Raw genomic sequence first — 11831 nt, 5'->3', positions numbered from 1 at the left:
CGACGACCTCGACGAACTCATCAGCCGCCGCCGCGGCACCCGCTTCCTCCTCGCCCACCCCCGCACCATCGCCGCCATCGGCCGCGAATGGACCCGCAAGGGGCTGTACCCCGACTCCGTGGAGGTCGACGGCAGCAAGGTTCTGGCCTGGCGCGGCGTCCCCATTCTCAGTTGCGGCAAGATCCCGATCAGCCAGGCGCGCACCAGCTCGATCATCGCGGTGCGTACCGGGGAGGACAACCAGGGCGTCATCGGCCTGCGCCAGACCGGCATCCCCGACGAGTACGAACCCGGACTGAACGTACGGTTCATGGGCCTGAGCGAGAAGGCCATCATCAGCTACCTCGTCAGTACCTACTTCTCGGCCGCCGTCCTCGTCCCCGACGCCCTGGGCATCCTGGAGAACGTCAACGTCGCCAACTGGCGCGACTGAGCACGCGCGGTCCCGGTCCGCCCGGCGCCTGCCCGATCACGCTCACCCCATCACGCCAGGCCGTCGGCGACCAGGCCGGCGAGGACCGCCTGGCCCAGGGCCTGTACGGCGGACTGCGGGCGGACCATCACCGTGAACTCCTTGACCCGGCCGGAGTCGTCGAACTGCAGCAGGTCGATGCCGTGGATCTGCTTGCCGTCCACGGTGGCGCGGAAGATCAGGATCTCCGACGGGGCCGGCTCCCCGTCGCTGCCGGTCTCGGCCGTGCCGTCGAGGCGTCCGACGTAGCGGAAGTCCTCGAAGGTGCGCAGCAGGACCCCGAAGAGCCCCAGCACCATGGCCTTGCCCTCGAAGGGGGTGAACTTCACCGGGCTGTAGAGGCGGATGTCGTCGGTGAACAGGTCGTCCAGTGCGGCGAGATCGCGCTTCTCCACGGCGGTGCGGAAGCGTTCGGCAGTCTCCATGACCCCTCCTGATACTCAAGGATATGACTAATCACGTTCTTGGGTATGATGCGGTGCCGGACGCGGAAAGGGAAGGGGTGGCCCGATGGCTCTGCGACATGCCGTGCTGGCGGCACTGCTGGACGGCGAGTACAGCGGATACCAGCTGGCGAAGGCCTTCCGCATGGGCGTCGCGAACTTCTGGCACGCCCTGCCGCAGCAGCTGTACACCGAGCTGGCGAAGCTGGAGCAGGAAGGGCTGGTCGCGGGACGGCAGGTGGTCCAGGAGTCCCGGCCCAACAAGCGCATGTTCCACGTCACCGACGCCGGCCGCGCCGAGCTGACCGCCTTCGCCGCGGCCCCGTCCAAGCCCTCCGTCATCCGCGACGACCTGCTGGTCAAGGTTCAGGCCGCCGACCACGTCGGCGCCGCCCCGGTGATCGCGCAGTTGCAGGAGCGCGCCCGCGCGGCCGAGGCCAAGATCGAGGTGCTGGACGAGCTGCTGGTCCAGCTGCGCGGCGATGCGACCGAGGAGGAGTTCCTGCGCCACGGCGAGCCGGTCGGGCCCTACCTGACGTGCCTGCGCGGCCTGGCCTTCGAGCGGGACCACCTCGCCTGGTGCCGGCGCACCGCGACCGTCCTGGCCGAAAGGCAGGCGACCCGTGCCGCACGGTGAGTACCTGCGCTACGTCGCGCTGGGCGACAGCCAGACCGAAGGGCTCGGGGACGGGGACGACACCACCGGCCTGCGGGGCTTCGCCGACCGCTTCGCCGAGCACCTCACGGCCGCCCACCCCGATCTGCGCTACGCGAACCTGGCCGTACGAGGACGCCTCGCCGGACAGGTCCGCGCCGAGCAGCTGGGGCCCGCCCTGGCCCTGCGCCCCGACCTGGCCACCGTCGTCGCCGGCGTCAACGACCTGCTCCGACCCCGTTTCGACGCCGCAGCGGTGGCCGCGCAGGTGGAGGAGATGTTCGCCGCGCTCACCTCCTCCGGAGCCCACGTGGTCACCCTCACCTTCCCCGACATCGGGAAGATCGCGCCCCTGGCCCGGCCCCTGGCACCGCGGGTCCTGGAGCTCAACGCGCACCTGCGCGCCGCGGCCGCCCGCCACGGCGTCACCGTCGCCGAGACCGCCCACCACGCCGTCACCACCGACCCGCGGCTGTGGACCGCGGACCGGCTGCACGCCGCCCCCGTGGGCCACCAGCGGATCGCCGCGGCCCTGGCCCACGCCCTCGAATTGCCCGGCAGCAGCGACGCCTGGACCCACCCGCTGCCGCCGCCCCGTACCTCCCTCACCCGCCGCCAGATCGCGGCCGCCGAGGCGCGCTGGGCGACCGCGTTCCTGGGCCCCTGGCTCGGGCGCCGGCTGCGCGGCCGGTCCTCGGGCGACGGCCGCACGGCCAAACGCCCCCACCTGCTCCCCCTGGATCCCGCACCCGGCGCCCCGCCGGACACCGGCCCGAGCACGGCTCCGTAGCGGGCACGCCTCCGTAGCGAGCACCCCGGCGCCCGTCGGCCGCCGCTTCGAGTTGCGGACCGACGGCAGAGCGCGTCACTGTGGAAACCTGGGTGGGGTGGCTCTGCGAGCGACCGGAGGCAACCGACATGGGTGTGCCTGATGTCCCGCCCGGGGTCCGATCCCCCTCGGGCCCCGGAGCGACGGAGAAAGGGCTCAAGGGCGGCGCGCTGGGGCTCTTCTCCAGCATGGTGATCGGCCTGGCCTCCACCGCGCCCGCCTACAGCCTCGCGGCCACGCTCGGCGTCATCGTCGCCGTGGTCGGCTTCCAGTCCCCCATCGTGATCATCCTGTCGTTCATCCCGATGTTCCTGATCGCGCACGGGTACAAGCAGCTCAACGAGGCCGACCCCGACTGCGGCACCACCTTCACCTGGGCCTCGCGCGCGTTCGGCCCGCGCACCGGGTGGATGGGCGGCTGGGGCATCATCGCCGCCGACATCATCGTCATGGCGAACCTGGCGCAGATCGCCGGCGCGTACGGCTTCCAGCTCATCGGCGCCGACGGCCTGGCCGAGAACACCACCTGGGTCACCGTGGTGGGTGTCCTGTGGATCGCCGTGATGACCCTGATCTGCTACATCGGCATCGAGCTGTCGGCCAACCTGCAGAAGGTGCTGCTGACCATCGAGATCCTGGTGCTGTTCACCCTGGCCGTCACCGCGCTGGTCAAGGTCTACGCGGGAACGGCACCCTCCGTGGCCACGGAGGTGTCGTGGTCGTGGTTCAACCCCGCCAACATCGACTCGCTGGACGCCCTCACCAAGGGCGTCCTCGCGGGAATCTTCATCTACTGGGGCTGGGACACGGCGGTTTCGGTCAACGAGGAGACCAAGGACCGCAGCCGCACCCCGGGCCGGGCCGCGGTCCTGTCCACGGTGATCCTGCTGCTCGTCTACGTCGTGGTCAGCGTCTCCGCGCAGGCCTTCGCCGGCGTCAAGGACACCGGGATCGGGCTCGCCAACCCCGACAACTCCGGGGATGTGCTGTCGGGCCTGGGCAGCGAGGTCTTCGGCTCCGGGACCTGGGGCGAGTTCGCCACCAAACTCCTGATCCTCATGGTGCTCACCTCGGCCGCCGCCTCCACCCAGACCACCATCCTGCCGACGGCCCGCACCACCCTGTCGATGGCCGCGTTCAAGGCGATCCCTAAGCGGTTCGCCACGATGCACCCGCGTTTCCTCACCCCGACCTGGTCGACGGTGGGCATGGGACTGGCCTCCATCGCCTTCTACGTCGCGCTGACCCGGGTCAGTGAGAACGTGCTGGCCGACTCCATCGCCTCGGTCGGCCTGATGATCGCCTTCTACTTCGGGCTCACCGGGTTCGCCTGCGTCTGGTACTACCGCAAGGTCCTCACCCGCAGCCCCCGTGATCTGTGGACCAAGGGCATCATGCCGGGGATCGGAGGCCTGCTGCTGCTGTACTTCTTCGTCAACGCCTGCGTGGTGTACTCCGCCGCCGACTACGGCAGCACCTCGTGGACCCTGCCGTTCCCGCCGCACTGGCAGCTCGGCGGCGTCTTCGTCACCGGAATCGGCGCCCTGCTGCTCGGCGGGATCCTGATGCTCGTCTACCGGGTGATGCGCCCCGCGTTCTTCCGCCAGGAGACCATCCCGGTCTCCGCCCACGAACCCGACGCCGCTCCCCCGCCCGAGCGCGACCGGCGGTAGCCGGCCGGAGGCGGGTGCGGAGCCTGCGCGAAGGGCGCACGCCGGCCGCACGCGCCCGGTACGGTGCGGTCAGGGGATGGGGGCACGGTGGCACTGACGCGTTGGTTACGACGGATCTGGCGCAAGGCCGCGTCGACGCACCCTCGCGAAGGCACCGACCCGCCGTCCCCGGCGCCGCCCGCCCCCGAATCCCCCGACGCGATCGTGCCCGAACCCCACGACGCGTATGTGCTCGTACCCGAACCCCCCGACACGTTCGCGTTCGTACGGGAACCGCAGGACGCGATCCCGCCCGACGCCTTCCCCGCCCGCGCCGTACGGCTGTTTCCCGCCGCCACCCCCTTCGGGCGGGCCGTGCGCGCCGCGCTCGGCCCGGCGCTCCTCGACGAAAAGGTCCTGGACCTGCTGATGCACTGCGCCGGCGCCGCCAAGGGCCACCCCACTGCGGGCCGGCTGCGCGAGACCGCGCACCTGCTGGCCGAGGCACCCGCCGCACCCCCTGCGCTGACCGGGGTCCTGTGGGCCGCGGGCACCGTGCCCGTCCCGGACGGCGTCGGACCGCTGCTGGGCGCGGTGGCCTGGTCGGCCTGTGTCTCCCGCGACCCCGACGCGATCACGGCCCTGGGCACGGCGCTGTGCCGGCGCAGCCGGCCCTCGCGCCACCAGCCGCGCTGGGTGCGCACCGGACTGGACGCCCTGACCACCACGGCCGGGGACAGCGGCGGCCCGCTGCCCGGCCCGCGCGGCGCGGACGCCGTGCCGCACGAGATCCGCACCCTGGCGGCCGCTCTGCTCGAGCAGTACCGGGCGGGCCGTGCGGCGCCGCCGGAGGACCGGGTCGGAGTGAAGCCCGCTCCGTGACGTCGACCGGTGGCAGATCCTCACCATCGACGGCCGCCGCTGCCCGCTGCCCGACGGCGCCCGGGTACGACTGTGGCAGCCGGCGCCACAACAGGCCCTCCGTGTACCGCAGTTGCAGCTCTTGCTGACCGAACGGAGCCTGCGGCAACCGATCCGGCGACTCGCCGGCCAGCCCGGCCGCACCGGGTAGCAACCGCCCGGAGGACTCAGCCGCCGTGGCCCCCGTGCTGCGTTCCCGCCTGGATCGTTCCGCCGAGGGTCGCGCGCAGGCCCGTCAACGCCTCCCGGGACTGGGCGGTGACGACCCAGCGGGTGCCCACCAGGTAGATCCCGCCGTACGCCTGCGCCTCGGTCAGCCAGTCGCGCTGGCCGGTGTCCGCGGCGAAGGTGAGCATGCGGAACTCGCCCTGGTCGGTGCGGCACGAACCCTGGCGCAGTTCCGTCGCCACCACACCAATTTCGGCCTTGCAGCCGAGCACGGCGGCGATTTGCTGAATGGAGGCGGGGCCGGCGGGCGCCGGAACGGTGGTGGGAACCACCGCCGCGGTCCTGGGAGTCTGCGCATTCGCGGCGCAGCCACTCAGCAGAATTCCGCACAACGCCATCACGACGCGTCCCGGTCGCATATTCGGCACATCCACCTCACTGCCTCGGCCGGAATTCCACTTTTCGGCAATTCCGGGATCCTGCCGCGTTGTTGCCGGCGCCCGGCGGGGCCCGTGCGGAAAGGTCCGGGGCCGGAACCCGGACCTCTCCCGCGCGGGCCCCTACCGGGGGGACGGGGTCAGGAGCCCGCGCCGGCCTTCTTGCCACCCTGGGTGACGGCGAACCACAGCCCCATCTTGCCCTGGCCGTTGATGTCACCGGGCTTCTCGTCACCGGTGAACCAGTACACCGGCCAGCAGTCGATGGCCAGCTGCTTCGTACCGTCGGGCCGGGTGACAGTGCTGACGAGCTTGGACGCCACGCCGCGCACCTTGGTCTTGTCGACGGGCTTGGCGGGCTTCCAGGTGTTCAGGCACGCGTCCAGGCAGGCGAACTTCATCGGCCAGGCACTGTCCTTGCTGAACCGGTAGAGCGTCCGCATCTTCCCGTCCACGATGATCTTGCCGAGTTCGTCGTTGTCGGTGACCGACAGCGAGATGTCGTTGACCGGGCTCTGGGTCGGGGTGGCGCTGGGTGTCGGCTGGGCGGTGGCCGCGGGCTGCTGCCCGGCCTTCTTCCCGTCGGGAGCCAGCGCGTTCCACGTCCCACCGACGCCGTGGCCCTTGGTGTCGCCGGCCTGGGTGTCCATCGCGTAGCGGTACACCGGCCAGCCCGCGAGGGTCAGTTGTCGGCTGCCGTCGGTCCTGATGACCTCGCCCAGCAGCTCGGGCTTGATGCCCGCGGAGGCGGTGGCGTCATCCGCCGGCACAGCCGGCCAGGTGATCGCGCAGGTGCCGTCACAGTTGGACTTCGGCGGCTGGGCGGTGTCCTTGTCGAACCGGTAGAGGGTGAACCCCTTGCTGTCGGTGACGACCTGGCCCAGCTTCCCGTCGCTGCGCACCGCCAGTTCCTTGGCCGGTTCACCCTTCTTCGCCGCCCCGGCCGGATCGGCGCCGTAATCCGAGCCGTATCCAGTCCCGATGTCCTTGCTGTCACCGGCGGGCTGGACGTTGGCCCCCTGGGCGTTGTTGCCGGTCTTTTCGCTGCTGCCGCATCCTGCCGTCAGCAGAAAGACCACGGTGGCCGCTCCAGCGAATGCCGCTCGACGCCTGTTTACCATGACTGCTCCTTCGCATTCGGTCGGCGGCTTCGTGCCGTCGCCCAGGGATACGGGCGGAACCACGAAGGGCGTTCAGCCGAATAAAAACTTGTCACAAGAGGCAAAGAAACGGGCGGGCTCCCCAGGTTTCCGGGCACGAACGCGGTGGCCGGAAACCGGAAGCGGCGGTCGGGCCGCGCGCTACTGGATGCGCAGGGCCAGCGCGGGGCAGCGCCGGATCGCGCGCAGCGCCTTCGGGCGCAGCCGCGCGGGCAGGTCCATCGACGCCTGCTCGGGGTAGCCGTCGGCGTCCAGGCGGACGACCTCGGGCAGGATGTCCACGCACAATCCGTGCCCCTGGCACCGCGTCCAGTCCACGACGAGCCGCTCGGTGCTCTCCGGTACGGGCGCCCGGACCGGGGCGCGGTCGTCCAGGGACAGCGGCAGGGTGCCGAGCACCGGCCGCCCGCAGCCGCTGCCCAGCGCGTGGTCCTCGAAGTCGTCGGGGAACGCGGCGAGCGCGGACTCCACGAAGGCGGAGGTCCCGTCGGGGTGGCTGCAGGCGCCGCGCTTGCGCACCGAGCGCAGCCGGGCGTGCACGGCGTCCAGCGCGGCCTGCCCGCCGCCGTGGGCGGCCTGGTCGAGGATGTCGGCGAGCGCCGGCAGCCCCAGGACGCACGGCCCGCACTGGCCGGCGGTCTCGCCGGCCATCCAGCGGGTCACCCGTACGACCTCACCGACCGGGCAGGTGTCCTCCGGCAGCGGCAGCACCGCACCCGCCCCCAGGACCGCGCCCAATCCCGCCAGGGATTCGCGGGAGATCTCCGCCGCCTTCGCGGAGTACGGGTCCAGCCACCGCCCGTGGTAGCCGCCGACGAGGACGCCCTGGCCGGGCCCGAGGCCGCACAGTTCCAGGACGTAGGTCAGCGGCACCCCGGTCGGGGTCTCCATCACCGAGGCACCGGCGACGGTCAGCAGCACCGTGCCGGGCTCCGTCGCCAGCCCCACCGACCGGAAGTCCAGCGCTCCCATCCGGGCGGCCACCGCGAGTTGGGCGAACGTCTCGGTGTTGGAGAACAAGGTGGGCAGCCCGCCCAGGCCCCGCTCGCTGGTACGGACCGACCGCCCCGACGGCAGCGTCGGCCCGCCGTTGAGCCCGCTGGTCATCGCGGAACTCTCCCCGGTGACGAACCGTTCGGGCAGCCGCGTCACCCGCAGCCGGCGCCCGACCGGACCACGCTCGGCGATCGCGTCCTGCACCGACTGCTCGACGTCCTCCCGCGTCACCCCCAGGACGACGTCCTCGGCGTTCAGTGCCTCGGCCGCCAGCAGCGCACCGTCCAGCACCAGATGCGGGGTGTGCAGCAGCAGCGCGGTGTCCTTGAGGCAACTGGGCTCGCCCTCACTGCCGTTGACGATCACGGCGGTGCGCCCGTCGCGGCGCTCGGCGGCCTGGGTGACGGCCTTGAGTTTGCGGGCGAACGGGAAACCCGCGCCGCCACGGCCGCGCAGGTCGATGTTCTCGGCCAGCGCCAGCAGTTCCTCCGGCCGCAGCCGGGGCAGCGAGCCGTGCACCGTCAGATGGGTGACGCGGTCCAGCCGCGCCACCTCGTCGAGACCGGCCAGCAGCCGGGGCGGCCCGACACAGCCGATCGCCGGCCGGGGGCCGCTCACAGCCGCCATCCGGCCGTGCTGTCGACCCGCCCTCCGGCCCGGTCCGGCCGGTTGTCGCGGATCTCTTCACGGCGCGCGGCGAAGGCCACCGAGCGCGGCGGCCGGTCGGGCTCGGTGGCAGCGGCGGAGGCGACCCGGTAGGCGGCCGGCGCGACCGCCGGCCCCGCGGCCACCCGCTGCTGCCGCGAACGCAGCCGGATCGCGAGCACCACCGCCACCCCCACCAGGCACAGGGCGTAGGAGACGGTCACCCAGCCGCTCGCGGGCCGGCCGGCCTTCAGACCGTGCAGCAGCGACGCGCCCCACGCCGGGTACGCGCTCATGTGCAGGGCCCGCCACCAGCGCGAGCGCCCGCCGGAGGCGAACGCGCTGCGCACCGCGCCGGTCACCGCGACGGTCAGGAACAAGTAGCCGGCCAGGGTGCCCAGTCCGATCAGCAGGGGCTGCGGGCCGTCGGTGAACGGCACCGCGGCCGCGCCCGCGGTGGTCTCCTGCTGCTCGACCTTCACCCAGATGTGCAGCGCGAGGAAGCCCAGCCCGCAACTGGCCAGGCCCCGGTGCACCCCCTGGGCGAGCAGCCGGTGGCTGGAGTGCAGCAGCAGCCGGTCGGTGGCGGCCAACCCCCACAGCACGGTGGCGGTCAGGCAGACCAGGGACAGCACCCCCGCCCCGAAGTCCAGGAACGCCCAGGTCCGGCTGAAGGCGCCGGCCCGGCCCGCGACGGCCGCGGTGAGCGCGAGCACCAGAGCGAGGATCACGAACGTGGCCGGCCGGCGCCCGCCGGCGCCGGACAGCAAAGGAGGCCGGCGGACGGCTCGCCGTCCACCGGCGGCCGCTGCGGCACGCAGCCTCCTTCGGTGCGACCGGCCCGCCGGGGGCGACCCGTACGGGCGGGGGGTGTTCAGGGGGGACAAAGGCATGGGGAAAGCCTCCCGAGCGGGGGGACCGAGCACTGCAAGTCGCACCCGGAGCCCAGGGGGTGGAGAGCGGCGCTGCCTGGCGGCAGCTGGTGAGGGCCGGGACAGCACGGCCCGCACGGGGACCTGAGGGGCCGGAACGCTCCGCGACTCAGCGGCAGGCGGACCGGCTCCGGTGCGGATTCTCGGAGGGATCACCTCCACAGCCGATGAGCAGTGCCCGGGGTGCAGCAGCATCGCTCAACTTCCCAGCATCTCCACAACTTTTATCGCATCGTGACAAGTTCCTGCTTCCCCGTCGTCGTCACGGTGTGCAACTGCGGAAGATGCTCACCCAAGTGCTTCCGGTTCCGGCCGGACCGGGTCTAAACCGTCCCGGCCGCACCCTGGTGGTAAAGACCCGCCAAAACAACGGGACCACTGGCGGGAAGCAACCTCTAGGAGGGCGCAGGAGGACCCTCAACTCCTCCGCCGGACAAGGACGCCGGCGATGGAGGCAACCTCCGCAAGACCTGTCCTCCCCCCAGGCAGGTCTTACCCCGGCATGAACGAGGTAGAGATGTGCGAACTTCTTGACCGCATCTGGTCCCTCCCCCGTGACGAATGGACCGGAGTCATCCGCAAGGAACTCCCGTCACTGGCAGATGAGATCGTCGAAGCGCTGCGGCACGAGATCCCCGGCTTCGCCGGCCTGCTCCAGGACATGGGCCGCGACGGGATCAGGCAAGGCCTCGAAGAAGCCCTGCTGACCGCTCTCGGTTACCGCGCGCCGCCGAAGGAGCACGACATCCCCCAGGAGCTGATCACCCCCGCGGCGCCCCTCGACCGGTCACGCCAGGAGCTGTTCAAAGCCCTGACCGGAGTCACCGACGTACTGCCGGCAGCCCTGCCGGAACTGGCCCGCAGGGCCGGCTGGCCGCTGCCCGAGAGCATCCGCGCCGTCGCCGTCACCTCACCCGGCGAATCCCAGCAACTCGCCGCCGTCCTGGACGACTGCCTGGTCGGCATGGGTGCCGACGGCCCCTGCCTGCTGATACCAAGCCCCGACCCCGACACCCGCGACACACTGGAGACCGCCCTGCGCGGCCGCTCCACCGCCGTCGGCCACGCCGTCCCCGTCCGCGACGCCGCCTCCTCCCTGCGCTGGGCGCGCCGCCTGCTCAACCTCACACCCACCCCCGCAGGACCCGACGCCCGGCCCGTCTTCGTCGACGACCACCTCTCCACCCTGCTGCTGCTCCAGGACGAGCCACTCGCCAAAGCCCTCGCAGCCCGCTGGCTGCGCCCCCTGGCCGGACTGACACCCCGCCAGAGCGAACGTCTCGAAGTGACCCTCCTCGCCTGGCTCGAAGGCGGCGGCGCACCCGAGGCGGCCAAAGCCCTCAGCGTGCACCCCCAAACGGTGCGCTACCGCATGCGCCAACTCGAAAAGCTCTTCGGCCAAGGACTGCGCGACCCCCGCACCCGTTTCGAGCTGGAAATGGCCTTGCGCAGCCGCCGCCTGATGGCCGAGATCGGACGCCGAAGCTCCCGCGTCACCCGCCGGGCACGCACCGTCACCGTGGGCTTCCGCCCCCTGGTCGTCGCCCGCGAAGCCCGCGTCAACGGCCTCTGACCCACCCGGCCCCACCCCTTCGGCGGATCACGCGACCCACCGTGATCCGCCGGAGGCGCCTCCTCACAGACCCGCCGGCACCGCCGCACGCATCGTCGCGTTCAGATCGACCAGCTCGCGGTAGGCCCGCGCACACGAACCGCACCCCGCCAGATGCCGCGCCAGATCACGCCCGCGCACCGCACTGTTGCGCCGTATCGACGCACCGATCATGGCACTGAAGTGACGGCACCGATCGTCACCCAGACTGTCGACATGCGCGTGCAGATACGCCTCCCGCAACCCCTCACGGGCCCGGAAGGCCAACGACGTCACCCCACTCGGCGTCAGCCCCAGCATCGCCGCCACCTCCGCCGGCGAATCGTTCTCCACCAGCGTGTGCCACAACACCGCACGCCACCGCTCGGGCAGCGTGTTGAAACTGCGCACCAGCAACTGACGATCCTCGCTGGCCAGCAACCGCTGCTGCGGATCACTGCCCGCCGACTGCTGCCACCACGACGCGAAATCCGCCGTCAGCAGCGCCCGGCGGTCCCCCGCGCCCCACTCGATGGCCGTGTGCCGCACCACCGTCAGCAGATACGGCCGCCACACCCCCTGCGGACCCGCCCCCGAACGCACCGCCTGGAACGTCCGGATGAACGCCTCCGACACCAGGTCCTCGGCATCGTGCGGATCACGACAGCACCGCTGCGCATACGCCAGAGCCGCCTCACGGTGCCGGCGGTAGAGGATGTCCCCCGCGGCCGGGTTCGCGGTACCGCACCGATAGCCCTCCTTGAGCTGCCGGGTGAGTTCCTCATCACCCGGCCCGGGATCCTGCCCCACCGAGCCGTCCCCGTCATGTGCGGCATCGCGAGAGCCCAGCACTGCCACCTCACACCCTCGAGCGACCACGGAGTTCTCCCGGAAGCGACCCCGGCTCCGTAGTCGTGTTCCGTGGGACGT

Annotated in this window: 11 protein-coding genes and 1 pseudogene; 6 read left to right on the top strand and 6 right to left on the bottom strand. The window is 71.9% G+C overall.

The window, feature by feature from the left end; all coding sequences use genetic code 11:
- Positions 1–433, top strand: a pseudogene (locus O3X23_RS30755) (Crp/Fnr family transcriptional regulator); the annotation flags it as partial.
- Positions 434–483: 50 nt separating this feature from the next.
- Here the strand turns inward: O3X23_RS30755 and O3X23_RS30750 are convergent.
- Positions 484–897, bottom strand: coding sequence for a nuclear transport factor 2 family protein (locus tag O3X23_RS30750; RefSeq protein ID WP_269275304.1), 414 nt, complete (start codon positions 895–897; stop codon positions 484–486).
- An 85-nt stretch (positions 898–982) separates the two neighbouring features.
- On the opposite strand from O3X23_RS30750, the gene O3X23_RS30745 reads away from it, so the two are divergent.
- From O3X23_RS30745 to O3X23_RS30730, 4 genes are all read left to right on the top strand, one after another.
- The gene (locus tag O3X23_RS30745) at positions 983–1552 is read left to right on the top strand and encodes a PadR family transcriptional regulator (protein WP_269275302.1); all 570 of its coding nucleotides are present in this window, start codon (positions 983–985) and stop codon (positions 1550–1552) included.
- The gene (locus O3X23_RS30740; RefSeq protein ID WP_269275300.1) at positions 1539–2360 is read left to right on the top strand and encodes an SGNH/GDSL hydrolase family protein; all 822 of its coding nucleotides are present in this window, start codon (positions 1539–1541) and stop codon (positions 2358–2360) included. The genes O3X23_RS30745 and O3X23_RS30740 overlap by 14 nt, the downstream gene beginning before the upstream one ends.
- A gap of 128 nt (positions 2361–2488) precedes the next feature.
- Complete coding sequence (locus tag O3X23_RS30735) at positions 2489–4072, top strand: APC family permease (protein WP_269275299.1); 1584 nt, start codon at positions 2489–2491, stop codon at positions 4070–4072.
- An 87-nt stretch (positions 4073–4159) separates the two neighbouring features.
- Complete coding sequence (locus O3X23_RS30730) at positions 4160–4933, top strand: hypothetical protein (protein WP_269275297.1); 774 nt, start codon at positions 4160–4162, stop codon at positions 4931–4933.
- 206 nt (positions 4934–5139) lie between these two features.
- Here the strand turns inward: O3X23_RS30730 and O3X23_RS30725 are convergent, their stop codons facing one another.
- The 4 genes from O3X23_RS30725 to O3X23_RS30710 form a co-directional block, all read right to left on the bottom strand.
- A complete protein-coding gene (locus O3X23_RS30725) occupies positions 5140–5472 on the bottom strand; it encodes a hypothetical protein (protein WP_269275295.1) in 333 nt (110 codons plus the stop codon).
- A 245-nt stretch (positions 5473–5717) separates the two neighbouring features.
- Positions 5718–6698 carry an SCO0930 family lipoprotein gene (locus O3X23_RS30720; RefSeq protein ID WP_269275293.1) on the bottom strand — a complete coding sequence of 327 codons (981 nt, stop codon included), beginning with the start codon at positions 6696–6698 and terminating at the stop codon, positions 5718–5720.
- A gap of 180 nt (positions 6699–6878) precedes the next feature.
- The gene (locus O3X23_RS30715; protein WP_443048025.1) at positions 6879–8360 is read right to left on the bottom strand and encodes an NADH-ubiquinone oxidoreductase-F iron-sulfur binding region domain-containing protein; all 1482 of its coding nucleotides are present in this window, start codon (positions 8358–8360) and stop codon (positions 6879–6881) included.
- On the bottom strand, positions 8348–9094 hold the full coding sequence (locus O3X23_RS30710; RefSeq protein WP_269275289.1) for a hypothetical protein: 747 nt from the start codon (positions 9092–9094) through the stop codon (positions 8348–8350). The genes O3X23_RS30715 and O3X23_RS30710 overlap by 13 nt, the downstream gene beginning before the upstream one ends.
- A 718-nt stretch (positions 9095–9812) precedes the next feature.
- On the opposite strand from O3X23_RS30710, the gene O3X23_RS30705 reads away from it, so the two are divergent.
- Positions 9813–10883 (top strand): PucR family transcriptional regulator, encoded by a 1071-nt coding sequence (locus tag O3X23_RS30705; RefSeq protein WP_269275287.1) that lies wholly within the window; start codon positions 9813–9815, stop codon positions 10881–10883.
- 63 nt (positions 10884–10946) lie between these two features.
- Here O3X23_RS30705 and O3X23_RS30700 read toward each other — a convergent pair whose 3' ends face one another.
- The gene (locus tag O3X23_RS30700; RefSeq protein ID WP_269275285.1) at positions 10947–11759 is read right to left on the bottom strand and encodes an RNA polymerase sigma factor; all 813 of its coding nucleotides are present in this window, start codon (positions 11757–11759) and stop codon (positions 10947–10949) included.
- Between the last annotated feature and the right edge of the window lie 72 nt (positions 11760–11831).

It is taken from the genome of Streptomyces sp. H39-S7 (assembly GCF_027158205.1).
Lineage (GTDB): Bacteria > Actinomycetota > Actinomycetes > Streptomycetales > Streptomycetaceae > Actinacidiphila.
This window is presented reverse-complemented; position numbering and strand designations above follow the sequence as displayed.